24 protein-coding genes are annotated in these 24,332 nt (G+C 62.1%); 12 read left to right on the top strand and 12 right to left on the bottom strand.

The window, feature by feature from the left end; genetic code table 11:
- Nucleotides 1-89: 89 nt before the first annotated feature.
- The 4 genes from ASE72_RS18660 to pedF all read right to left on the bottom strand — a co-directional run bounded on the left by ASE72_RS18660 (nt 90) and on the right by pedF (nt 4,009).
- Nucleotides 90-746 carry a response regulator gene (locus ASE72_RS18660; RefSeq protein ID WP_042467292.1) on the bottom strand — a complete coding sequence of 219 codons (657 nt, stop codon included), beginning with the start codon at nt 744-746 and terminating at the stop codon, nt 90-92.
- Nucleotides 747-832: 86 nt separating this feature from the next.
- The gene (locus tag ASE72_RS18655; RefSeq protein ID WP_234422911.1) at nt 833-2,506 is read right to left on the bottom strand and encodes a methanol/ethanol family PQQ-dependent dehydrogenase; all 1,674 of its coding nucleotides are present in this window, start codon (nt 2,504-2,506) and stop codon (nt 833-835) included.
- Nucleotides 2,507-2,762: 256 nt separating this feature from the next.
- Nucleotides 2,763-3,614, bottom strand: a complete 852-nt coding sequence (locus ASE72_RS18650) for a substrate-binding periplasmic protein (protein WP_056025361.1) — start codon at nt 3,612-3,614, stop codon at nt 2,763-2,765.
- Between the two features lie 2 nt (nt 3,615-3,616).
- The gene (gene pedF / locus ASE72_RS18645) at nt 3,617-4,009 is read right to left on the bottom strand and encodes a cytochrome c-550 PedF (protein ID WP_407818298.1); all 393 of its coding nucleotides are present in this window, start codon (nt 4,007-4,009) and stop codon (nt 3,617-3,619) included.
- Between the two features lie 172 nt (nt 4,010-4,181).
- Here pedF and ASE72_RS18640 point away from each other — a divergent pair, with 172 nt between their 5' ends.
- From ASE72_RS18640 to pqqE, 8 genes are all read left to right on the top strand, one after another.
- Entirely contained in the window at nt 4,182-5,144 is a 963-nt protein-coding gene (locus ASE72_RS18640; protein ID WP_031439389.1) for a PQQ-dependent catabolism-associated beta-propeller protein, read from the top strand.
- 104 nt (nt 5,145-5,248) lie between these two features.
- Nucleotides 5,249-6,670 (top strand): porin, encoded by a 1,422-nt coding sequence (locus ASE72_RS18635; RefSeq protein ID WP_056025310.1) that lies wholly within the window; start codon nt 5,249-5,251, stop codon nt 6,668-6,670.
- A gap of 57 nt (nt 6,671-6,727) precedes the next feature.
- Nucleotides 6,728-8,665: an acetate--CoA ligase gene (gene acs / locus ASE72_RS18630; RefSeq protein WP_031439391.1), complete on the top strand. Its 1,938-nt coding sequence runs from the start codon at nt 6,728-6,730 to the stop codon at nt 8,663-8,665.
- A gap of 111 nt (nt 8,666-8,776) precedes the next feature.
- Entirely contained in the window at nt 8,777-8,857 is an 81-nt protein-coding gene (gene pqqA / locus ASE72_RS18625) for a pyrroloquinoline quinone precursor peptide PqqA (RefSeq protein ID WP_042466497.1), read from the top strand.
- 6 nt (nt 8,858-8,863) lie between these two features.
- Entirely contained in the window at nt 8,864-9,766 is a 903-nt protein-coding gene (pqqB, locus tag ASE72_RS18620) for a pyrroloquinoline quinone biosynthesis protein PqqB (protein WP_031439392.1), read from the top strand.
- Entirely contained in the window at nt 9,763-10,500 is a 738-nt protein-coding gene (gene pqqC / locus ASE72_RS18615) for a pyrroloquinoline-quinone synthase PqqC (protein WP_031439393.1), read from the top strand. Before pqqB ends, pqqC begins: the two co-directional genes overlap by 4 nt.
- A complete protein-coding gene (pqqD, locus tag ASE72_RS18610; protein ID WP_031439394.1) occupies nt 10,497-10,760 on the top strand; it encodes a pyrroloquinoline quinone biosynthesis peptide chaperone PqqD in 264 nt (87 codons plus the stop codon). The genes pqqC and pqqD overlap by 4 nt, the downstream gene beginning before the upstream one ends.
- Nucleotides 10,757-11,842: a pyrroloquinoline quinone biosynthesis protein PqqE gene (pqqE, locus tag ASE72_RS18605; protein ID WP_081874103.1), complete on the top strand. Its 1,086-nt coding sequence runs from the start codon at nt 10,757-10,759 to the stop codon at nt 11,840-11,842. Before pqqD ends, pqqE begins: the two co-directional genes overlap by 4 nt.
- Here the strand turns inward: pqqE and pip are convergent.
- Nucleotides 11,839-12,783 carry a prolyl aminopeptidase gene (pip, locus tag ASE72_RS18600; protein ID WP_197975369.1) on the bottom strand — a complete coding sequence of 315 codons (945 nt, stop codon included), beginning with the start codon at nt 12,781-12,783 and terminating at the stop codon, nt 11,839-11,841. The two genes, pqqE and pip, sit on opposite strands and share 4 nt — an antisense overlap.
- Before the next feature lie 587 nt (nt 12,784-13,370).
- On the opposite strand from pip, the gene ASE72_RS18595 reads away from it, so the two are divergent.
- A complete protein-coding gene (locus tag ASE72_RS18595; protein WP_056025306.1) occupies nt 13,371-13,568 on the top strand; it encodes a hypothetical protein in 198 nt (65 codons plus the stop codon).
- Between the two features lie 7 nt (nt 13,569-13,575).
- Here ASE72_RS18595 and ASE72_RS21240 read toward each other — a convergent pair whose 3' ends face one another.
- Entirely contained in the window at nt 13,576-13,893 is a 318-nt protein-coding gene (locus ASE72_RS21240; RefSeq protein WP_056025303.1) for a hypothetical protein, read from the bottom strand.
- Nucleotides 13,894-13,984: 91 nt separating this feature from the next.
- Between ASE72_RS21240 and ASE72_RS18585 the strand changes: the two genes are divergently transcribed.
- Nucleotides 13,985-14,428: a hypothetical protein gene (locus ASE72_RS18585; RefSeq protein WP_056025300.1), complete on the top strand. Its 444-nt coding sequence runs from the start codon at nt 13,985-13,987 to the stop codon at nt 14,426-14,428.
- Nucleotides 14,429-15,894: 1,466 nt separating this feature from the next.
- Here the strand turns inward: ASE72_RS18585 and ASE72_RS18575 are convergent.
- From ASE72_RS18575 to ASE72_RS18545, 6 genes are all read right to left on the bottom strand, one after another.
- Nucleotides 15,895-17,427, bottom strand: a complete 1,533-nt coding sequence (locus ASE72_RS18575) for an efflux transporter outer membrane subunit (protein WP_056025294.1) — start codon at nt 17,425-17,427, stop codon at nt 15,895-15,897.
- Between the two features lie 14 nt (nt 17,428-17,441).
- Nucleotides 17,442-18,977: a DHA2 family efflux MFS transporter permease subunit gene (locus ASE72_RS18570; RefSeq protein ID WP_162235503.1), complete on the bottom strand. Its 1,536-nt coding sequence runs from the start codon at nt 18,975-18,977 to the stop codon at nt 17,442-17,444.
- A complete protein-coding gene (locus tag ASE72_RS19890) occupies nt 18,974-20,182 on the bottom strand; it encodes an HlyD family secretion protein (RefSeq protein ID WP_082446286.1) in 1,209 nt (402 codons plus the stop codon). Before ASE72_RS19890 ends, ASE72_RS18570 begins: the two co-directional genes overlap by 4 nt.
- A 94-nt stretch (nt 20,183-20,276) precedes the next feature.
- Complete coding sequence (locus ASE72_RS18555) at nt 20,277-20,816, bottom strand: TetR/AcrR family transcriptional regulator (RefSeq protein ID WP_056025283.1); 540 nt, start codon at nt 20,814-20,816, stop codon at nt 20,277-20,279.
- A 177-nt stretch (nt 20,817-20,993) separates the two neighbouring features.
- Nucleotides 20,994-21,827 carry an NmrA family NAD(P)-binding protein gene (locus ASE72_RS18550; protein WP_056025281.1) on the bottom strand — a complete coding sequence of 278 codons (834 nt, stop codon included), beginning with the start codon at nt 21,825-21,827 and terminating at the stop codon, nt 20,994-20,996.
- Nucleotides 21,828-21,873: 46 nt separating this feature from the next.
- Complete coding sequence (locus ASE72_RS18545; protein ID WP_056025278.1) at nt 21,874-23,214, bottom strand: aminomethyltransferase family protein; 1,341 nt, start codon at nt 23,212-23,214, stop codon at nt 21,874-21,876.
- A gap of 143 nt (nt 23,215-23,357) precedes the next feature.
- On the opposite strand from ASE72_RS18545, the gene ASE72_RS18540 reads away from it, so the two are divergent.
- A complete protein-coding gene (locus ASE72_RS18540; RefSeq protein ID WP_056025274.1) occupies nt 23,358-23,702 on the top strand; it encodes a DMT family transporter in 345 nt (114 codons plus the stop codon).
- On the top strand, nt 23,699-24,268 hold the full coding sequence (locus ASE72_RS18535) for a TetR/AcrR family transcriptional regulator (protein WP_056025271.1): 570 nt from the start codon (nt 23,699-23,701) through the stop codon (nt 24,266-24,268). Before ASE72_RS18540 ends, ASE72_RS18535 begins: the two co-directional genes overlap by 4 nt.
- Nucleotides 24,269-24,332 lie beyond the last annotated feature (64 nt).

Here is a 24,332-nt window from a genome sequence, read left to right as displayed (position 1 = left end):
GTAACCTCCCCCTCAGTCGCGTTCGCGACACCCCCTCCTGGCAAGGGAAGGTTAAAAGCTCGAATGTCGGTAAACTTTAATCGGTCTCCTCAGTGCCGGGCCGCCAACGGTGCCGGCACGAAATTGATCTTGTTTGCCAGGATCACGGCTTGGGTCCTGCTATAAACGTTCAGTTTCGCCAGGATCGCCGAGACGTGCGCCTTCACCGTCGTCATCGAGACATCAAGTTCAAACGCGATCTGCTTGTTGAGCTTGCCGCCGACGACCAGCCCCAACACGACGCGCTGTTGCGGCGTCAACGTTTCGACGCGGCGGCGGATGTCGTCGAGTGCGACATTGTCCGCGCCGATAGTCCGGAATTCTTCCGGCATGAAGACGTCGCCCGCCAGGATTGACTGGATCGCCTCGACGATCGCGCTGCGCTTGAGCGACTTCGGGATGAACCCGGCCGCGCCGTTGGCAATCGACGCGCTGATCAAACCGCCCTCGCACGCACCCGATACGATCACGACGGGTACCGACGGGAACCGGTCGCGCATCTGGGCAAGTCCCGAAAACCCTTCGGCATCGGGCATGTTGAGATCGAGCAGGACGAGGTCGAAATCGCCTTCACGCTCGACGATTGCGATGGCCTCGGCGATCGACGACGCCTCGAACAATTCGCACTGATCGAACGCGACCGAGATGACGGTGCGGAGTCCGTCCCGTACGAGCGGATGATCGTCCGCGATTAGCACCCGTTCCACGTCATGCCCCCCTGCCCGCGGCTGGTGTACCGGCTCAGCGCGCGACAAGGAATGGGATGCCGCCTGCGACATCCCATTCTCGATCATCACGATTTTGGCAGCTTGAACACCCAGAGCGCACCGCCCTGGTTGATATGCTGCACCGCCTTGGCGACCTCACCACCCCATAGCGGCACCGCGCCACCCCAGCCCGACATGACCGCGACGAACTGCTCGCCGTCCTGGGTCCAAGTGACCGGCGAACCGACCACGCCCGATCCGGTGTTGAACTTCCAGAGTTCCTTGCCGGTCTTCGCGTCGAATGCCTTCAGATAGCCCTCGGGCGTGCCGGTGAAGACCAAATTCCCCGCGGTCGCGAGCACCCCGCCCCACAGTGGCGCCTTGTTGTTGTATTCCCACGCGATCTTGCCGGTGGCGGGATCGATCGCGCGCAGCACGCCGATATGATCGGGGTACAGCGGCTTGATCGTGAAGCCCGCGCCCAGATAGGCCGCGCCCTTCTTGTACGCGATCGGCTCGTTCCAGATATCCATGCCCCATTCGTTGGAAGGCACGTAGAACATCCCCGTCTGGCCGCTATACGCCATCGGCATCCAGTTCTTGGCGCCGAGGAACGCAGGCGCGGAGAACACCGTCGTACCCTTTTCGGTCGAAGGCGGACCCGGACGGTTGGTATCGTCGAAGATGGGCCGGCCGGCCTTGGTATAGCCCTTTGCCCAGGTCGTCTTGGACACGAACGGATTGGCCGAGATGAACTTGCCGGTCGTCCGGTCTAGCACGAAGAAATAGCCGTTGCGATTAGCTTGCGCGCCAAGCTTCATCATCTTGCCGCCGATCTTGGCATCGAACGGGATGAACTCGTTCACGCCGTCGAAATCCCAGCCGTCGTGCGGCGTATACTGGTAATGCCATTTGATTTCGCCGGTGTCGGCATCGATCGCCAGCGTCGACGAGGTGTAGAGATTGTCGCCCGGCCGCAGATGGCTGTTCCAAGGTGCCGGGTTGCCGGTACCGAAAAAGAGCAGATTGGTGTCGGGATCGTAGGTGCCGCCCAGCCATGGCGCGCCGCCGCCAGTCTTGTACTGATCGCCCTGCCAACTCGCGTTGGTCTTGCCGGTGATCGTTGAGTCCTTGCCGTTGAGCGAGCCCATATTGCCTTCGATCGTCGGCCGCGACCAGACCAGCTCGCCGGTGTTGACGTCGCGCGCCTCGACTTTGCCGATGACGCCGAACTCACCGCCCGAATTGCCATAGATCACCTTGCCCTTGACGATGATCGGTGCCGCGGTGTTCGAGTAACCCGCCGCGTAATCCTGCAGCGTCTTGTTCCAGATCACCTTGCCGGTGTTGCGGTTGAGCGCGACCATGTGCGCGTCGAGCGTCGCGAAGATGATCTTGTCGCCGTAGATCGCCGCACCGCGGTTGACCACGTCGCAGCAGGGCATAATGCCGTCGGGCAGACGCGCGTCGTATTGCCACTTCTCTTCGCCGGTCTTCGCATCGAACGCGAACAGTCGCGAATAGGAGCCGGTCACGTAGATCGTGCCGTCATAGACGATCGGCTGCGATTCCTGGCCGCGCTGCTTTTCACCACCGAGCGAGGCGGAGAAGGCCGGGACCAGCTTGGCGACATTGGTATCGTTGATCTGGGTGATCGTGCTGTAGCGCTGAGCCTTGGGCCCCATGCCGTAGGTCAGAATGTCGCCAGGGGTGTTCGCGTCGCTCATCAGGTCGGCGTCGGTCGGGCCGGCCCCGGCCATCGGCGGCGCGGCAGGTGCCGCCGGCGTCGCAGCCGGGGCGGCAGCATCCTTGACCGCCGCTGCGAGCGGCGTCGTCGCCATCATGGCGGCCCCCGCCAGCAGTGCGGCCGCGCGCGTCATGCGAAACGTCATCGTCTTCTCCCCTCCTGTTCGTCCATTCATTGGATCGACCCGTTCTTTGAACCGTCTTGGAATTTTCTCAGGATAATCTCAGACTCGCCACCGCCACATAGGACCTTCGGTCGCTGCGACCACGCTAGATCGAGATTGGCGTTTTCGGCGAGACACCGTACCGTGCGAAAATGGCGTCCAGCGTTCCGTCGGTGCGAAATCCGGCGATCATCGTATCGAGTGCGTCCGCCAGATCGCGGCTGTCGTCCTTGACCGCCATGCCGATGTCCCAACCCGGACTCGGCAGTGCCGGCAGGGGGCCTTTGCGGACCTTCACCGTCTTACTGCCGCCATGAAGCGCATGTTCGATCTGCGCGCGGCTCGCCATCGCGACGTCGGCGTCGCCGGTCTTGACTGCGTCGATCGCCGCCTGACCGCTGGTGAGATGCTTGACGTCGGGGCGCAGCACGCCGCCGAACGAGCCAGACAGATAGAAGTCAGGGATGCTGTCGAGCTCGGCAACCAGGCGCATGCCCTTGAACGCCGCGGGCGCGACCTCGCAGTCGGTGTCGAGGCCGCAGGCCATCTGGAAACCTTCGCGGTAGTAAGGCGCGCCGATCACCGCACGGTCGTTGGCGAGCGCGAACGCCCGATCGACCGGCACGTGCATCATCACGTCGCAGACCGTCCCGCCGACCAGCGAGCCGCGCCACACCATGTTTCGGAGATCGTCCGACACCCCCTCGTCCGCGAGGAAGTCGATCGGTTCGGCACGGACCCCGAGTTTCTTCGCGATGGCTTCGGCGATCTCGACGTCGATCCCGACGATCTTGCCGTCCCGCTTCCACGACCATGGCTCGAAATCGCGGTATACCGCGACGCGCAGCACGCCGTTCGCCTTGATCTTGTCGATCGGTGCCGCTGCCGCCGTTCCGAACGGCACCAGCGCGGCGCTGGCCAATGCGCCGCCGAGAAACGCCCGCCGCGATGGTCTCACGATCACTCCTCCGAATGCTTCGTGTCGAGCCAGGAACGGATCGCCCAGCCGGCCTTCTGCCCCAGCACGTCGCCCATCGGCGGCATGTACACCTTGCCATCGCGGACCGAGCCATGCTGGAATCGCTGGATGTACCATTCGTCACCCGCCTCGCCGACGTCGAGATAGCGCAGGTCCGGCGCGATCCCGCCGGAGATGGCCTCCAAGCCGTGGCAGCGCGCGCAATTCTGGCCATACGCGCTCTCGCCGATCTTGATCGCGGTCGCGTCGCTGCGATACGGGTTCACCTTCAGCCATGTAGTGCCAATGTCCTTCAGCGCGGTCGTGTCGACGGCTTGGGGCGTTACATTGCCATGCGCATACACATTGATGCCGATCGATCCGGCCGCGACCATTGCCGAAGCCGCGAAGACGAACCGCGATACTCTTCCAGCCATTCCAAACACCTCACCATTGCCGTCGGCCGATCTGACGCGGCATGGCAGAACCCTATGGACGGCCCACGCGCTAGTCCTATTGCACTTTGGTATCAGGGTGTTGCGCGCTCATTCGAGTTAGTGTCGGCAAATGCGAACCCTGACCCTGCTTCCCCTGCTGGCGTTGACCGCCGCCGCTCCTGCACTTGCGGAGACGATCTACGTTTCCAACGAGAAGGGAAACTCGATCACCGTCATAGACGGCGCGACGCTGAAACCGATCGCGACGTGGCCAGTTGGCCGTCGCCCGCGCGGCATCATCCTGTCGCGTGACGGTACTCAGCTCTACGTCTGCGCCAGCGACGAGAATGCCGTGCAGGTGATTGACAGCAAGACCGGCAAGCTCATCGCCGACCTGCCTTCGGGCGAGGATCCGGAGACGTTCGCGCTCTCCCCCGACGGCACGCTGCTGTTCGCCTCCAACGAGCGGGACGCCGCGGTCACCGCGATCGACGTGCCGGGGCGGAAAGTCGCGTTCCAAGTCGTGGTCGGCGTCGAGCCCGAGGGGATGGCGGTCAGTCCCGACGGCAAGACCGCGGTATCGACCGCGGAGACCGACAATTCGCTCCACTGGATCGATATCGCCAGCCACCAGCCGACCGGCGTCACCGCGGTCGAGCAACGTCCGCGTCATGCCGAATATACGCGCGACGGCAAACAGTTATGGGTTTCGGCCGAGATCGGCGGGACGGTTCAGATCGTCGACACCGCAGCTCGGACGGTAACCGACACGATCCGCTTCGCAATCCCCGGCACCAACCCCGAGAAGATCATGCCGGTCGGCATCCGGTTTACCCCCGATCACAAGACCGCGTTGGTTGCCTTGGGCCGCGGCAACGCCGTCGCGTTCATCGACGTTGCCAGCCACAAGGTTACGCGGATCGTTCCCGTCGGCCTCCGCGTCTGGCACCTCGCGATCAGCCCCGACGGCAGGCGCGCCTTCGCCGCCAATGGCCTCAGCGACACCGTGTCGGTGATCGACATCGCGACCGCCAAGGTGACCGCGACGATCCCCGCCGGCCGCGCACCCTGGGGAGTCGCGATCGCACCCTGACGTCAATCGCACGCCGGACCCAAAGTCTAATTTTCGCGACCGCCTGTATCCGCCAGCCTTTGCAACAAGGCGCAGATCACATCGCGTCGCAAAGGGAGGTTTCGATGATCGGACTAGGCAATCTGCTGGCAACGGCGGCAGGCGGGACTTTACTGTGCTGTGCGGCAACGCCCGCTTTCGCACAGGCCGATGACACGACCAGTCAGTTGCTCTTGCGCTTGAAGGAAAAGGGCATCCTCACCAATGACGAATACAACGCGCTCGTTGCCCGCAAGACCGCCGAAGTCGCACCGTCTCAGCCTACCGCCGTCGCCACCAGTGCGCCCCAGGCGCCGCAACAGGCCGCGCAGGCTCAGCTTGACGACAAGCGCTCCGTCCGCATGACCGAAGCCGGCGTCGGCATGGAGTTCGGCGGCGTGACCGTGAAATTCTCCGGATCGGTCAACGGCTTCTACGTCCACGACAATGGCGACCGCGCGATTGCCAGCAATACCGTCGTCGGCGGCCTCGCCGCCGTTGGCAAAAGCAGCTCGTCGATCCGCAACGGCCTGTTGCCCGGCATCTTCGGCATCGACGTATCGACCAACCAGGGCGGTTGGGACGTCGCCGCGCATATTGGCCTGTATCCCGGCATCAACAGCGTCTCCAACGTGGGCGGGGCCAATTCAGCCGGTACGCCGCAAGCGCTCGCCACATCGGGCATCGACGCCCGCCAGACCTACCTTACCTTCGGAAAGCCCAATTTCGGCACGATCAAGGTCGGTCGCGACATCGGCCTGTTCGGCTCGGACGCGATCCTCAACGATATTACACTGCTCGGCGTCGGCTCGACCGGCGGCAACGTCGCGCCGTCGAACACCTCGCTCGGGCGGATCGGCATCGGCTATATCTACACCGACTTCCAGCCCCAGATCACCTATTCCAGCCCCAAATTCGGTGGGCTCCAGGTAAGCGCCGGCATCTTCCAGCCGCTCCAGACGATCGGCAATTCGGAGGTCAATGGTTCGCCCGGCTTCCAAGCTAAAGTCACCTATGACTTCAAGTCGGATCAGCTCGGTGGACACTTTTGGGCTGGCGGCATCACCCAGAAGCATGACGGGGTCGATGGATCTCCCAGCTACACCGGCAGCGGCTTCGATGTCGGCGCGAAGCTGACCTATGCCGGCTTTGGTTTGCTTGGTTACTATTACAATGGCTCGGGCATCGGTACGACCGGCTTGTTCATCCTCTCCACAGACGCCGCCGGGCGCAAGCGCGACAGTAGCGGCTATTATGCCCAGGGCACGTACACGATCGGCAAGCTCACGCTCGGCGGAAGCTACGGCGCGAGCTTCCTCGATCTTGCCCGCAACGAGGTCAACCCGACGCTGCTTGACAAGAACAGCAGTTGGGTCGGTCAGGCGCGCTACGGCCTGACCAGCTGGGTCACGCTGATCGGCGAATACACGCGGACCAAGGCCGAGGCCCATAACGGCAACGATGCCAAGTCCGATACTTTGGCAGCGGGTGCGATCCTGTTCTTCTGATCCGACGCCCGGCCGCGGGACATCATCGCCCCGCGGCCTCTTCTTTCCGGGACACCTATGACCGAACAGACCATCTTCCCCGTAACCAGTGGCTGGGCCGACCACGCCCGCATCGACGGGGACGGCTACGACACGCTGTATGAAGCGGCGTCGAGCAATCCGGGCGCGTTCTGGCTGGAACAGGCGAAGCGGCTGGACTGGACGAAGGTACCCGAGATCGCAGGCGACTGGTCGTTCGCGAAAGATGATTTCCACATCAAATGGTTCGAGGACGGCGAACTGAACGTCGCCGCGAACTGTCTAGACCGGCATCTCGATACACGCGGCGATCAGGTCGCGATCATCTGGGAGCCGGACTGCCCCACCGATGCGCCTCGTCACATCACCTACCGCGAACTCCATGCCGGAGTGTGCCGCTTCGCCAACGTGCTGACCGCGCAGGGCGTTGCGAAGGGCGATCGCGTCACGATCTACCTGCCGATGATCCCCGAAGCGGCATTCGCGGTACTCGCCTGCGCGCGGCTCGGTGCGGTGCATTCGGTGGTGTTCGGCGGCTTCTCCCCCGAGGCGATTGCCGGGCGGATCGAGGATTGTGGATCGACGATCGTCGTCACCGCCGACGAAGGCTGTCGTGGCGGCAAGCGCATTCCATTGAAGGCCAATGTCGATGCCGCCGCCGAAAAGGCTCCAGGCCTCAAGCGCGTCATCGTCGTCAAGGCGACCGGCGGCGACGTGACGATGCACACCCGCGACGTCTGGTATCACGAAGCAGCCGAGGGAGTCGGCACCGACTGCCCCGCGGTGCCGGTCGCCGCCGAAGATCCGCTGTTCGTGCTCTACACCAGCGGATCGACCGGCAAGCCCAAGGGCGTGCTGCACACTAGTGGCGGCTATCTGCTCTGGGCGGCCTACACCCATGAGATGGCGTTCGATTACCAGCCCGGCGACATCTACTGGTGTGCCGCCGATATCGGTTGGGTCACCGGCCACACGTACATCCTCTACGGCCCGCTAGCCAATGGTGCGACGACCTTGATGTACGAGGGGCTTCCGAACTGGCCGAACGCCAGCCGGATCTGGGAGATCGTCGATCGCCACAAGGTCCACACACTGTTTACCGCACCGACCGTGCTGCGCGCGCTGATGAAAGAAGGCGACGATTTCGTCACGCGCACCGATCGCTCGTCGCTCAAGCTGCTCGGCAGTGTCGGCGAACCGATCAATCCCGAGGCATGGCGCTGGTATCACGATGTCGTCGGCGGCGGACGAGCGCCGATCATCGACGCGTGGTGGCAGACCGAGACCGGCGGTATCATGATCTGCCCACTGCCCGGCGCGACCGCATTGAAGCCGGGTTCGGCAACCAAGCCCCTGCCCGGCGTGACGCTGGAACTGGTCGACGAGAAGGGCAACGTGCTGGTCGGTCCGGCGGAAGGCAACCTCGTCATCACGCAGAGCTGGCCAGGCCAGATGCGGACCGTCTGGGGCGATCACGAACGCTTCTTTCAGACCTATTTCTCGACCTACCAGGGCAAGTATTTCACCGGCGATGGATGTCGCCGCGATGAGGACGGTTATTACTGGATCACCGGCCGCGTCGACGACGTGATCAACGTTAGCGGGCACCGGATGGGCACGGCCGAAGTCGAAAGCGCGCTGGTGCTGCACAAACACGTCGCCGAGGCGGCAGTGGTCGGCATGCCGCACGACGTGAAGGGCCAGGGCATCTACGCCTATGTCACACTCAACGACGGCATCGACCATAGCCACGACCTGCGCGACGAGCTGTGCCGCTGGGTACGCACCGAGATCGGCCCGATCGCAACCCCCGACAAACTCCAATTCGCTCCGGCTTTGCCCAAGACGCGCTCGGGAAAGATCATGCGCCGCATCCTGCGCAAGATCGCGGAAGGCGACACCTCGAGCCTCGGCGACACCAGCACGCTGGGCGATCCAAGCGTCGTCGATCACCTGATCGCCAACCGGGTCGGATGATCAAGCAGCTAGTCCGGCGCGATTTGGCCAAGTCGTACTTAAGGCCAATTCCCTCGCATCGACCGATCGCTAGGGTCCAGCAGGCGCATATCCGCGCACAGGAGACAGTGAATGGCCTGGAAGAAGCCCCGGATCGTCGAGATCGCCCTCGGTGCCGAAATCAACTGCTATGCGTGCGCCGAACTCGTCTGATAGCAGATGGACGTCATCGTCCTGGGGGCGGCGGCCGGCGGCGGCTTCCCCCAATGGAACTGCCATTCGCCCGCCTCCCGCCGCGCCCGCGCCGGTGACACTGCAGCACGTCCGCGGACGCAAGCCAGCATCGTGGTCAGCGGCGATGGTCAGCGCTGGCACCTTTTCAACGCCTCGCCCGACCTACGTCGCCAGCTTGAACTCACGTCGGCGCTGCATCCCACCCATGGCCGACGCTCGACCCCGATTGCTAGCGTCGTGCTCACCGGCGGCGACGTCGACGTGATTGCCGGACTGTTGACCTTGCGCGAACGCGAGCCCTTCGCACTGCATGCGACCACAGCCGTGCACGCCATCCTCACCGCCAATCCGATCTTCGACGTGCTGGCGGATGGCATCGTCGACCGTCACACGGTCATGCTCGGCCAGCCCATAGCGCTGGACGACACGCTAACCGCGACGCTCTTCGCGGTGCCGGGCAAGGTCCCGCTTTACATGGAGGATGGCGACCGCATGCAGCCGATCCTGGTCGACGACACCACGGTCGGCGCAGAGATTTCCGACGGCACGCACCGCGTCCTCTTCATTCCCGGCTGCGCGGCGATGACGGACGACCTGCGTGCGCGGATCGACGGCGCCGACCTGCTCTTCTTCGATGCGACTTTGTGGGACGACGACGAGATGATCCATGCCGGGCTCGGCGCCAAGACGGGCCGCCGTATGGGCCATATGAGCATGGCCGGTGCAGGAGGCTCGATAGCATCGCTTGCCGACCTGACGATCGGACGACGCATCGCGCTCCACATCAACAATTCCAACCCCGTGCTGCTAGACGACAGCCCCGAGCGCACCGAGGCCGAAGCCGCGAAGTGGATCATCGCCGAGGACGGTTTGCGGTTCACATTATGACCGAATTGATGGACGACGATGGCTTGGAAACAGCGCTTCGCGCGATCGGCGCCGAGCGTTATCATATCCTCCATCCGTTCCACCGCCTCCTCCACGACGGTAAGCTCACCCGCGGCCAGGTTCAGGCCTGGGCACTGAACCGTTATTACTACCAGAATCAGATCCCGGTGAAGGACGCGCATCTGCTCGCGCGCCTGCCGACTTCGGAGCTGCGCCGCGAGTGGCGCCGAAGGATCGAGGATCACGACGGCGATGGCAGCAAGCCCGGCGGTATCGAACGCTGGATCAAGCTGGCCGAGGGCGTCGGCCTGGACCGTGCGCTGGTCAAGAGTACCGACGCGATCCTGCCGACCACCCGTTTCGCGGTCGACGCCTACGTCCATTTCGTCCGCGACCGCACGTTGCTGGAGGCGGTGGCATCGTCGCTGACCGAACTCTTCTCGCCGACCATCATCGCCGAGCGCGTGTCCGGCATGCTCGCGCATTACGACTTCATAACGCCCGATACGCTGTCCTACTTCACCCCGCGCCTCACCCAGGCGCCGCAGGACAGCGACTTCGCGCTCGCCTATGTGAAGGCGCATGCCGATACGGCGGAGAAGCAGCAGGCGGTGCTGTCGGCGTTGCGCTTCAAGTGCGACGTGCTCTGGTCGCAGCTCGATGGGCTGTACCTCGCCTATGTCGCGCCCGGACTGATCCCGCCCGGCGCGTTCGTGCCGCAGGACGTACGATGACTGCAGTGCCTCGTTTCAAGCGCGGCGTGAAGTTCCGCTTCGACACCGTCCGCAACGTCTGGATCATCCTCGCGCCCGAAAAGCTGTTCATGCCCGACGACATTGCGGTGGAAATCCTGAGGCTCGTCGACGGAGCGCGCACGACCGACCATATCGTCGACGACCTTGCCCGCCGGTTCGATGCCCCGCGCGAGACGATCGCGGACGACGTCGTGGCGGCCCTCGACGACCTTTCCCTCCGCGGAGCGATACAGCTATGACCCCACCCCCGATGGGACTCATCATTGAACTCACCCACCGCTGCCCCCTCCAATGCGCCTATTGCTCGAATCCGCTGAAGCTCGATCCGCCGTCCAGCGAACTGGCGACCGACGAATGGCTCCGCGTGCTCGACGAGGCGGCCGCGCTCGGCGTGCTGCAGGTTCATTTCTCGGGTGGCGAACCGATGGCGCGGCGCGATCTGGAACAGCTCGTAGCCCATGCGAACGCCGCTGGGCTTTATACCAACATCATCACCTCCGGGGTGCTGCTCGACGCCGAGCGGATGCGCGCGCTGATCACGGCGGGGGTGGATCATGTACAGCTGAGCTTCCAGGACAGCGAGGCTCTGCGCGCGGACGTCGCGGGCGGTTATCGTGGCGGCCATGCGAAGAAACTGCTCGCCGCTGCGCTGATCCGCAACTCTGGCCTGCCTCTGACGAGCAACTTCGTCGTTCACCGCCAGAATATCGATCGGGTCGAGGAGATGATCGCGCTTGGCGAAGCGCTCGGTTCCGAACGCATGGAGATCGCTCACGTCCAGTATTACGGGTGGGCGCTGCGCAATCGCAACGCGCTGCTGCCGACGATCGACCAGCTTGAGAGCACCACCGCGATCGTCGAGGCTGCGCGCGCTCGACTGCACGGCCGGATCGCGATCGATTACGTCGTCCCCGATTATTATGCGGCGCGGCCCAAGGCCTGTATGGGCGGCTGGGGCCAGCGTTTCATCAACATCTCGCCCTCCGGCAAGGCACTGCCCTGCCATGCCGCCGAGACGATCCCCGACATGGAATTCCCCTCGGTCCGCGAATGGTCGCTCTTCGATCTTTGGCATGACGCCGAAGCATTTGCGCGGTTCCGCGGCACCGACTGGATGCCGGCACCATGCCAAGGCTGCGACCGCCGCGAGATCGATTGGGGCGGATGTCGCTGCCAGGCGCTAGCACTTGCCGGCAACGCCGCCGCGACCGATCCCGCCTGCACGCGCGCGCCGATGCACCACGTGATGGCAACCGCGATCTCAGAGGCTGGCGAAACCGACTTCACCATTCCTCGCCGACTGGCCCGCGCGCCCGCCTAATCGGCGGCGTAGCGGTCCGTCGCGCGGATCAATTGGTTGAGGATACCCGGCTCGTTCCAGGCATGACCGGCGCCCTCCACCAGATGAAAGTCCGCTTCGGGCCAGGCGTGATGCAGATCGTACGCGGTGCGTGCCGGGCAGACCATGTCGTAACGGCCCTGGACGATCGTGCCGGGAATGCCCGCGAGCATGCCCGCATTGCGGATCAACTGTCCCTCGTCGAGCCAGCCGTTATTGACGAAATAATGGTTCTCGATCCGTGCGAACGCCAGCGCGAAATGCGCGTCCTCGAACCCCGCGCTGGTCGCCGGATCGGGCAGCAAGGTGATTGTCTCGCCCTCCCACAACGCCCAGGCCTTGGCCGCCTCGATCTGTGCCGCGGGATCGTAGCCGGTCAGACGCTTGCGGTACGCGCCGCGCATGTCGTCACGCTCAGTAATCGGGATCGGCGCCTCGAATGCTGCCCATTTGTCGGGGAACACCTCCGACGCGCCAAACTGATAATACCAGTCGAGCTCCGACGTCCGCAAGGTGAAGATGCCGCGCAGGACCAGCTCGCTGACTCGTTCGGGATGCGTCTGTGCATAAGCTAGCGCCAGCGTCGATCCCCAGGATCCACCGAACACTAGCCAGCGTTCGACACCGATCATCGTGCGCAGTTGCTCCATGTCAGCGACCAGATCCCAGGTGGTGTTCGCGTCGAGCCCGGCATGCGGCGTCGACCGCCCACATCCTCGCTGATCGAACAGCAGCACATCGTATCTCGCAGGATCGAACAGCTGGCGATGTTTTGCCGAGATGCCCCCGCCTGGCCCGCCATGGAGGAACACTGCGGGCTTGCCCCCAGGCGTGCCGCAGCGCTCGAAATACACCGAATGCCCGTCACCGACGTCGAGCATGCCGGAATGATAGGGCTCGATCGTTTCGTATAGCGTGTGCAAATCCAAGTCCTCTTACAGTTCACCGACGCTATCAGCCTGGGTCTAGGTTTGCCTGCTCGGTATTTTAAGGCGTACTCATGGTTATCACTACCCACGGGGATTTAACGCCCTTGTCCCGCTGCATCAACGATAGTCAGGTTACGGCACATCGTCACCCGTAACAGGCCGAGCTGCTAAACGGGCGACCAGCGGCTTACCCCGTGACAGATCAAGTGAACTAACGAATGCTTGATGCAACTGCACGCCGAAAGCGGCCCGTCCGGTCTACCAGAACCCGGCCAATTAGGCCCCTGCCCTATCAAATGAACGAACGGCTGCTTACAGCGACCGCTGCCCGAAAGCGGCCGGGCCGCTTTCCACCAGTTTTACCGCAAATGCGGGCAGTCCGCATGCACCGCGATGGCGCCGTTCGCTCTTTGAAGCTGTGCGTTCCTGCAGCTTTGGGATCTGCTGCCAGAACGCGGTGCGGTTCTCCGTCAAAGAAGCTTCTTCCGCCTGCAGATAGCAGGCATTTTTGGCCGATTTATCTCAGCCAACCGGCCGTAAATGCCCCTGCCGCCCCCGCGACGTTTATGATAAAAGGCGGCATGCTCAAGACAAGAATGAAGCGGGTCGCCGATCGCGGCGATCACGCCGTGCGGCGCCTTGCCGAGATCGAAGCCTCGTTCGCGGACCTTTCCAACGAGGATCTGCTCGATTTGGCTGACATCTTTAAAGCCGAGCCCCGCTCACCAATCGGGGATATGGCATTCGTTGAAATGGCGCGGCGGAATATCAGTCTTTAGAGACCGGTCAGGAATGAATTAGCAGGATCATGGGACTACCAAGGAGCATCGGCTGCCCCAAGGATCGCCCACAATTTTGCATGATCATCAACGGAGCGACGACATAGCGATGATAGCGATTGGTACCCGGATCAACGAGATAGGCACGTTGGTCCGCGATGGCGGAGCCTTCTATCTTCGCCGCGATGTCGGTGGCCGCTACGAGCTGGAATTGCATCGTACCCCCGTAGATCTGGTAGAAAAGCGCGTCCGGCTCATCGGCACACTGGTTGGCCGAAATCTGGTGAACGCTGACGGCGTTGCGCCAGCTTAGTTGGCTGGACATTCCCGTTCAGTCGTCAGCCACTGGCCGCGATTCTGATTCAACCTGACTCATTGGCGTTGCGCACAAACCACGAACGGACATCATCCATGCCATGGAACAGCGGATCATTCATGCCTGCGGTCATGAGCAGGCTCATCATCTTACCGGCTTTGAAAGCCAGCAGGAACGTAAGGCCAAGTGGCTGAAGACGACTACCTGTCGAGACTGCTTCGTTGCGGAAAAGCAGGCTGAGGAGGTCGCTGCGGCAGCGTTGAGCAGCGCCGCTGTCTCACACCTTGTTCTTCCGCCGCTAGCGGGGACCGATCGGCAAATCGGATGGGCGTCGACGATCAGGACCAAGCGGCTCGCAGCGCTAACCAACTTAAACAGCGACGCCGACTGTAGCGCATGCCTTCGGGTCACTGACGCCAAATGGTGGATCGATCACCGCGATCTGACGGACGTCGATCTGATGGCGGCAGTTACGAAGGCATCGGACATCCAGGACGTCAGGGCAGTGACGGCGTCGATAACCGACATGCCTCGGACGGCATGATCACCTAGCTGACGCCGTCGCACGACCAGCCTTGCAGAAACGGTGTCATTGATAGCACGAACTATAACGGGATACCGCGCGCTCCCCCCCCTGCCCGAGATCCAAGCCGGTGCGAAACGTCCGTCTGCAGTACAGTGCTTTTAGGGTATACCCTGTGCGTTGCTACTCTGGCCGGTCCGATTTGCGCCAAAAAGGAACATCAAAAATTTGGCTCGGATTGGCCCTTTGGTCCGCCTGGAGTCCTAACAAAGGAAGACCAAACGGCACCCTACCAAACGGCACTGCAGAAGCTCCATTGAGGGTTGAAGCTATGTCTTATGTGCGCTCGCACGGCCGTGTCGGCGCGTTGCAGCTCACAGCTGGCGACTGTCCCACAAACGATGGTATTTCGGGACAAAAAATAAGCAATACCGTACGGTGATGTACGCTTATTGACTGCCCAGCTACTGAACGCTAGGCAACCATCGTCGAGAATAGAGCAGCAGGGTGGTGGTTCCTGCACCTGCGCAGCGGGTTCTTCTCAGCCCCGACGTCGACGTCTGCGGACGCACGAAGTGGGGGATGAAGTGGGAAATGTTGCTGTTGCGTCAGCGTGGCTCCTCGGAGCCATCTTCATCGTTTTCGCTATCAGCCACGTAGCGTCCGTCAGAAGCGTCGGGCTTCTCTACGGCTTCGCCCCGAATTGGTTGGTACGGTGGATTAGTGGATTGATATGCGCCTGCGCGGGCGTCACGCTACTTATGCCCGGCACTCGGCTAATCGGTGCCACGATCGGCGTCGTGATTATGGGCACCGCGCTGACTACCTCACTTCTGGATCAGAGGTTTACATCAGCGTGCTGCTGTATGCTCATCTCAGTCTGGCTAACGGTCGCTGTTGCTTACGGCGGCTAACCTGAACAGGCGCTCCTCGGGGAAGGCTTAAACTCAATCCGCCTAAGCGATCGCGCCTGATCGTTTCGGATGGTGGCACTCGGCAAGTCGCCATGTTTCTCAGGCAGATCCTCCCAAGCCAGCGCTGCGCAGATTGGCTTCGCCAAGCGGCGCCTCAACCACCGGACCCGCCACCGGCAGCCCCGCTGGTACCGCCCTGTCCACTGGATCCGCTCTGGGCGCCGGTGTCACCCTGCCCGCCGGGGGCAGTTTGAAGGCCCGCCGGTGGGACCGAACCACCCGTGCTGGCGCCGCCACCAGCACCACCTTGAGATGCTAACCCGGCGCCTTGCGCCTGCATCTGAGCACCCTGCGACATGGACTGCTGATCACCACTGGCTGCGCCGTTGGCCGAAGGCGTGCCTCCACCCATCGATGCATTCATGCCGCCACCCGCAGGACCAGCTCCGGCCGCGTAGCGGGTCGTCAGATCCGCATGGGTTGGGATCGTCTGCCCCTTGGGCTCATCGTCGAGCGGATCCGAGCATCCCGCAAGCAAGGCCAGGAGCCCCGCGACAGGCAGCAGGCGTCTGATCATATCCCATTCTCCTTAGTAGTTACGGAAGCAGGGTTCCAACCGCCGCCCAGCGCTTTTTGCAGCCCGATCCAGTCGACCGTCACCTGTGCACGAGCGTTGGCGGCGAGCGACTGAGCGTCAGCATGGTCCCGCTGCGCCGTGAGCAGATCGAGCAGGCCGACCAGGCCAGCGCGATATTGTTCGTCGAGGACTGCACGCGCTTGGTTTCGACGCTCGACGGTAAGATCAGCCAGCCTCAGTCGTTCACGGTTTCGCGCGATCGCAGCGAGTCCATCTTCGACTTCACGAAACGCGGTGAAGATCGTCTGTCGATAACGCGCGGCTGCCTCATCGACCCGCCCTCGTTCCAGCTCCACCTGCGCCCTGCGCCGACCACCGTCGAAGATCGGTGCGGTAAGGTTAGCTGCGAGCCGGTAGAACTTGCTTGCCCAGTCGAATAGCCCGCCGACCGTATCAGCCTGAGTTCCTGCCGAGGCATTAAGCGACAGCCTGGGATAAAGATCTCGTACCGCACCAGCCTCGCTGTTTGTCGCGGCTGCCAGCTGACGTTCCGCAATGCGTATGTCCGGACGCCGCAACAACAATTCCGACGGCAAGCCTGCTGCGATCGGACGCGCGACGGCAGGGATGCTGCGTACTGGGGCGAGCGTTAGCCGCAATGCCGAGGGTTGACGAGCGGCCATAACGGCCAGGCGCTGCGCCGCCTGCAGCTCGAGGAGCTCCAGCTGCGGCACGGCGGTTTCGACCGCCAGCACCTGCGCGTCGGTTCGGGCGGTATCTGCTTCGGTGACTAGTCCGGCTCTCTCCTGCTCACGAGCGAGCGCCTGTGTTCGCCGGGCAATTGCAAGAGTGGCGCGAGAAACTGCGAGGCGGGCCTGCACCTCACGTACGACCAGATAATCGCGTGCCACTTCTGCGGCGATGCTCGTGCGCGTGTCCTCGATGCGCAGAGCTGCGGCGGATACCTGCGCATCCGCCGCTCGACGCTTGGACCGGTTCGCGCCAAATAGGTCTACTTCCCAGGCGGCATCGAAGCTGCCTTGGAAGAAGTTGATTGCGGCACCGCCAGCGCCAAGTTGGCTCGGGTCGAGGCTTCCGCCTTGCCCGCCTCCTTGCTGCCCGCCGCCCGGTTGGCCACCTCCTTGCTGGCCCCCACCCTGCTGCCCACCGCCACTCTGCTGGCCGCCTTGCCCAAGGCCGAAGTCGATGTTCTCGCTGAACGTCTGCCGCTGCGCGATGCCGGCCGCGTTGAGGGTCGGGAGGCCATCCGCGTTCACGATCCTGCGCTGTGCGCGAGCCTGACGGAGCCTTGCACGAGCGACGTCTATGTCCGGGTTGCGGGCCAGCGTATCAGCAATCAAGGCATCGAGTGTCGGATCCCTGAGTTGCGTCCACCACGTCTCGAGCGCCGGCGTTGTCGCAACAGCGGTCGGTGCATTGGCGAACGGCTTCGCCAGTGCTGGCTCGATAGCGGGTCGGTCATAGCGTGGTCCGGTCGCGCAGCCGGACATCCCGGCGAGCATCAGCATTGTCAGTGAACGCCTCATCCCTGATCCTCCGGTCCTGGCTTGCCCTTCAGGAAGAACAGCAGCGGCAAGCAGCAAAAGGCGATCACCGCCAGCGTGAAGAAGACCGCTTGGAAGGCCAGGATCGATGCCTGGCTTTGCAGCGCCTGATCGAAGGCCTCCAGCGATCCGTACTGACGAAGCGCTTGTTGATACTCGTCGCTCCACGGTGATGCGTAGGGCACCAGACCCTCACGGAACGACTGCCGTCCTCGCTCCAGCATCGTCACCGCCAAAGCAGTGCCAACTGAACCGCCAAGGTTCACGGCCATGGCGTTGAATGCGCCTACCTGCTCACGCAGATGGCCGGGCACGCCAATGAACGAGTGGCTCTGGAGAGGCGAATAGATCACGGCGATGCCGATAGACTGGGCAACGCTGAACATCGCGACCTGACCGAAGCTCAGGTCCGGGTAGATCCGGGCACTGAGAAACATACCGACGACCACGGTCGCGAACCCTATACCGACGAGGTGCCGCGTCGCGACCTTGCCCGTTAGCCCGCCGACGAACATCAACAACGCCAGCACCGACGCACCGCCGGCAGCATTGGCGAAGCCAGCCCAAGTGGCAGTGTAGCCGAACTCCTGCTGCAGCATGAGCGGGAAGATGGTCGGCGCTCCGAACAGCACCGCGCCGGTCACGAACAGGAGGATCATCGCGATGGCGGGATTGCGGTTGTTGAACAGTCGGAAGTCGAGCACCGGATCACGGGCAAGCAGCTCCCACAACGGCAGGCTTGCCAGCATGACGCTGCCGATGATCGTGGCCCAAAGTATTGAGGAGGATGCAAACCAGTCATTGGTCTGGCCGCGATCGAGCACATAGGACACCAGCGCCAATCCGCCCGCCGCGAGCACGAACCCGAACCAGTCCAGACGCATGCCCTTGGCTCGGCGCTTCCTGGTCACTTCGCGAACCGCAGGCGGGTCTTGAAGCAGCAATGTGCAGGCGATGACCGCCGCGATCCCCGCGGGCACGTTGGCGAAGAATATCCAGTTCCAGCTGTAATTTTCTGTGACCCACCCGCCATAGACCGGTCCGATCGTCGGCCCGACAACCACGGCCATCCCGTATATGGCGAAGCCGAGGCCGCGTTTCTCAGGTGGCAAGGAGTCGGCGATCAGCGAGCTTTCGCTGGCCGCGTTGCCAGCGGCCGCAGCCCCCTGAAGGATGCGGAAAAAGATCAGGCTCTCGATGTTCCACGCCAGGCCGCACAGCGCCGACGCCAGCGTGAACATGGCGATGCAGAAGATGTAGAAGCGCTTGCGTCCGAACCAGACCGCCGCCCATCCTGACAGCGGCAGGATCGCCGCCTGCGCGACCAGATAGGCGGTGAGGATCGTGTCGGCCTGCTCAGGCGCCGATGCGAGATCGCCCGCGATGGTGCGCAGGCCTACCGATATGCCGGTGGTGTTCGCCACCTCGAACAGCGTGCCGAAACTGACGAGGCCGGCGACGACGAGCGGAGGAACGCCAGGCTTGTTCGCCGCCCGAGGCAATCCTTGCGTCACGGCATGACCCGGACGCTTGCCGTCACCGAAAGGCCGGGAACCACGTCGGCCTTGGCCGGGAACTCGCGGAACGCGTTCTCGCGAAAGCGGACCTTCACCGGTACACGCTGAACGGTCTTGACCCAGTTACCGGTCGCGTTCTGGGGCGGAAGCGCCGAGAATTGCGCGCCGGAGCCTGCCTGGAAGCTGTCGATGTACCCTGCCAGCTTGAAGTCGCTCCATGCTGCAATCGTGATCTCAACCGCCTGTCCGCGCCGCATAAGTCGAAGCTGGTCTTCCTTGAAGTTGGCCTCCACCCAGCGCGCAGGCCCGACGATCGCGGCCAGCGGCTGTCCGGGTGCGAGATAGTCGCCGGGTTCGATATCGAACTGCGTCACACGCCCCGATATCGGCGCGACGACCATCGCGTCGCCACGCCGCAGACGTGCATTTGCAAGCGCCGCCTCGGCCTGCTTCACGCGAGCACGGGCCGCTGCGATGTCGGCAATCGCCTGTCCTATACGTGCTTCCTGTGCCCGCGTCGTCTCGTCAGCGGCTCGCGCCGTCTCCACCGCGGATTGAGCAGAAGCACGAGCACGGTCGCGCTGGGCCTCCGCCACTGCCCCTGCCGAGAGAGAGGCGTACCGGCGATAATCGCGGTCTGCCGCGATGGCTTCGGCGTCGCGGGCGCGAGCGGTGGCAGCAGCCTGACGCACCTGGGCACGTGCCGTGACCAATGCCGCCTGCGACTGTTGCACCTGTGCCTGCGCGGTTGCGACTTCCGCCTCGGCCTGTCGGAGGGCGACTTCGTAGGAACCAACGCTGATGGCTGCGAGCGGCTGACCAGCCCGTACAATCTGATTGTCGACGACGAACACCTGCGTGACGTTTCCCGATACGCCTGGAGAGAGCCTTGCGACCGGTCCCCGGATGTAAGCGTTCTCGGTCGATTGCCATTTCCGAGCCTGCGACCACCAGACGATAGCGCCGATCACCAAGGCTATGACCACGACCACCGCGATGATCGCGATCACGCGGTGCTTCGGGGTCTCCAGCCAACCGGAGACTTTTTCCTTAGCGGTACGATCGTCCTCCGGCTCACCGTCGTCAGTATCGGGACCATCGTCGTCAGTAGAGCCATGATCTTTCTGGCTGTCCTGATCCTCCCGATCACCGTCCTCGGCGTCGGAGTGATTGGCATCATTTCTACGGCGATCGTCTGCCATATCTGGTTCCCCTGAATGGCAGTGCCCCGCCGATAGTGCTTGTCCCGCAAGCGTTTTGCGAAACCTATACAAGGGTGTACGCTTACTGAAAGGGTTATTCTGAGGCTCGTGGAGATATGCCGCGAAGGAGCAATCCGAGCCGGCGATCGAGAGCCTCTTCCTTGCTTCCTACCGGATCAAGCCTCCAGTCCGCTGAGATCATCCGGCAGAGTATCATGATGTCTTCACCTGTAATATCCGAAGCAATGACGCCGTTTGCCTGAGCGCGCCCAAGAGCAGGGGCAATCGCAGCTATGATCTTGGCTTCGCTGGCTCGATTGGTACGGCAGTCATCCATGTCCGGCAGGACAGTCAGAAATTTGTCGTAGACCATCATCATTTCGGCAAAAAGCCGAAGGAAGGTCAAAGGATCGGCCGCAGGAACCTCCAGCGCCGCGATCATGTCTTCAAGCTCGTGCTCAAGGACCGCCTCGTAGAGGGCCGCACGATCTGGAAAATTTCGGTAGAACGTGCCGCGAGTGATGCCGGCTAGTTCGCATATAACTTCGACCGAGACGTCTCCGCCTTGGTCCTGCATCAAACGCTTCGCCGCAAGCACGAGCTTTTCGCGATTTGCCTCAGCGTCCCGCCGCATCCTAGGTCTTCCAGCTTCCATGCTATGCCGTAGCAGATGGCACCGAAGGATGTCGAACCAGTTGCGATTGCCCCGATCACTCAATCGACCAAGTTGAATGCCTCCTACCTCCGCCGGGGAATCCGTCATTGACGTAAGCTGTTCGCTCTGGCGGTGGATCAATCGCCGCGCCATAAGTCACCACCAAGCGCCTTCGCGGGCCGCTTTCGTCGCAAAGTCTGCAAAATCACGGGGAGGCCGCCCCAGTATCAGCCCGACGTCGAGGCTGGTAGCTTCCAGCGTTCCAACTGAAATCACTTGGTACAAATTGCCGAGAAGGTTTGCCCAATCTACATCGACGCCCTCCGCAATTTGCTCTGCGACGAATTGCTCAGGGGTTACGGGGGCATATGTTATGTGTCTCCCTGTGGCTCGCGAGAGATCGGCCGCGATGTCCCCAAAGCTCATGAGGCGGGGGCCGGTCAATTCGTGATCTTGAGCCGCAAAACTATCATTCAGCAGCGCTTCGACCGCTACGGCGGCAATATCATCTGCGTCGATAAACGCCTCCATTCCGTTGCCGGCGGGAAGGCGTAGCGAACCAGACATCACGGCCGGATGTAGAAAGTCCTCGCTGAAATTCTGATAGAACCAGCGCAAGCGTAAGCTTGTCAGCACCAGACCAGCGCTCTTGATGGCGCTCTCGGTCGCCTTCACCTGCCTGTGGAAGTCGCTCATGTCGTCAGGTGTGGAAACCATCACGACCCGCCTTCCACCGGCCAACGCCATCAGCTTGGCAAATCGGCCTGCTTTAGCCGTCGCCTCGTTGCTACCCAAGTCAGGGATGACGAGATAGGCGACCTCGACATCACGGACGGTGTCAGGCCACGTTGCCTCGTCGTCCCAATCAAACGAGACATCTCCTTCACGGCACGCGGCGCGATACGGCAGACCGCGGCTACGGAGAATCCTCACGACACGGCGCCCGGTTTTGCCGGTAGCGCCGGTGACGAGGATAGGCTTTGTGCTCATGTCTAGACCTTCTTTCCACGACCGACTGTCCGTCGGCGCCCCGCTTTCAAATGCTATGGACATCGATATTGTTGTTGTGAGGGAGATCGATGTAGGGGAAGCGGCTTGATCGGGCACTAATACGCATCTGATCGGTACCGGGGTCTCCCCAAAGAACTTCCATGACGCTCCCTTGCGCTGCTACATCAGCATCAACAATCGCAAGCGAGATCATCTTGCCATAATAGTGACTCATCATTCGTCCACTCGACATGCCGACGATGCGATCACCGACTAGAACATCATCGCAGAATGTCCGCGACATGTAGCCTTGCCAGACCTGATTGGTAACGGGGTCCATCGACTGCACTCGCGACTTCGGTGAAAACTGTGCTGCCTGCACCGCTAGTACGTCCGTATCGTCCCATTCAAGTGTTACAATGCGGCGGTGGTTGGAGGCTGCCACAGCCTCAAGAGCGGAGCGGCCCGTGAAATCATGATCAAACTTCACCATTTGACCCAAGCCTAGCTCATACGGATTGGCATATCGTTTTGTGATGTCATCGCCGGCACTGCCCGGAAGCACCTCGAGAATCGAAGAATACTGATCACCGATGTAATCCATGAAGGCCTGATCTTCGGTCCAGGCGTGCAGGAAATGGATAAACGATTGTGCGAAACCACCTTCGGTGTGGTTCATTCCATAGGCTTGAAGCCCAAGTCGTTTGATGCCGTACGGCTCGCCTGCCTTCAGTATGGCCTCGTACACTGCCTCGGCATCATCAATCTCGCCATGAACCTCGTAAGCCAAGGTTCGCGCGACGCCGACGCAGTAGATACGCACCTTTATGTCGCGCTTTAGCCATGCTTCCTGAGGAACCGCGCTTGGCCGATGCCAGAAGAATTCGATGTCGCGTAGGCTTTCACCCGTCAGCGCCTCCATCACCGCGAGAGAATGGGGACCGGCGATCTGGAAGAGGAAAGTCTTGCCGTCGCGATTGTCGACTTTAATGTCATATCTGCCGCTTTGGGCAAGATAGTCGACATAGGGGCCATGGCCCATGTTGACGTACTCTTCCTCCCCAGTTCGCCAGATCAGTCCATCGGCCATCGTGTTACCGCAGTCGTTACACATCACCCCATGCTTGGATGCTCCGACGGAGAACTTCTCGAAGCTGTTGATGCACGTCTCCTTGAACATGCGTAGCGCGTCGGGGCCCGTGATGACGTTGCGAAGGTTGGGGTTAAGTCCCGCGTGAAAGTAGACGCCTTCCTTCCAGGATAGAGTTTCAGCCTTCCAATCGGAAAACTCCCATGGCGTCAGGTGGCCCCAAGCCGTGTTATACATCTGCACTCCCTCATCGTAGGGTAGATAGGGGCTGTGATGCAGGGGCTTGGGAACAGGCATCGGGGTCTCGCGTTAAACATACCGGACGGTCGGTTGCAAGACAAACAAGGCGGGGCGTGTTCGGTTCCTGCCCGTCCATCCTGTAATCTGGCAGCCAGGATGCCGTGCCGGTTGCGGCATCGGCGCTACTGATTGGATAGTAGATGAGCGGAATTGCAGCAGCGTACGTGGCTCTTGCCGGAGCCATCGTCTTCGAAGTTACCGGGACTAACTTCCTGGCGCGTTCCGAGCATGTGACGAAGCTCGGACCGACAACGGTCGCAGCTATCTTTTACGCGCTCTCGTTCTATCTGCTGGCGCAGGCCCTCCGCCAGGTCCCGCTCGGCGTTGCGTACGGCCTATGGGGAGGCCTCGGGATCATTCTGACCGCGGCTATGAGCGTCATCGTCTTCAAACAGCGGTTGAATATGCCTGCTGTCATCGGCATTGGTTTCATCCTAGTCGGTGTCGTGATCGTCAACGGTTTCTCAAAGAGCATGACACATTGACCAGTGCATTCGAGCGGAAGAAGGACCCAGAGGGCGTAAGGCGCGCCCTACTCGACAGCACTGCCAGACTTGCGGCCGCGCATGGGCTTGCAGCGGTTACCCTTAGCGCCGTCGCGGGCAGTGCGGGTGTGACGAAGGGTGGGCTATTTCACCATTTTCCCAACAAGCAGGCCCTCATCCATGCGATGTTCCAGGAGCTCCTCGATCACTTCGACCAGGCAATTTCTGCCGCTATGGTCGACGACCCCGTAGAGCATGGCCGTTTCACCAGGGCCTATGTTCGGGCTGTTTTTCATGACCAGGCATTGGGAAAGGACAATCCCTCAGCGGGGATGTCGATGACAATCCTTGCCGATCCGGAGTTGCAAACCCACTGGAGCAAGTGGCTGGCGGAAAGAATCCAAATTCATGAAGCGACGGACAGCAATGCAATGTGTGAGGTGGTCCGGTTGGCGGCCGACGGAGTCTGGCTAGCCTCGTTTTCAACCGAGCCACGAACGCCGTTCCACACTGATCGTGCCCTGTCTCAAATGATTGCGCTCACCTATCCTCCCGGCGCCAACTGATTCACGAATAGCGATTGCGACCGACATTGAGGTACGTTTAATGCGCGGCGATCAACCCGAGCAG

It is taken from the genome of Sphingomonas sp. Leaf20 (assembly GCF_001421535.1).
Lineage (GTDB): Bacteria > Pseudomonadota > Alphaproteobacteria > Sphingomonadales > Sphingomonadaceae > Sphingomonas.
The sequence above is the reverse complement of the archived record's forward strand: the minus strand, read 5'-3'. Positions and strand labels throughout refer to the sequence as shown.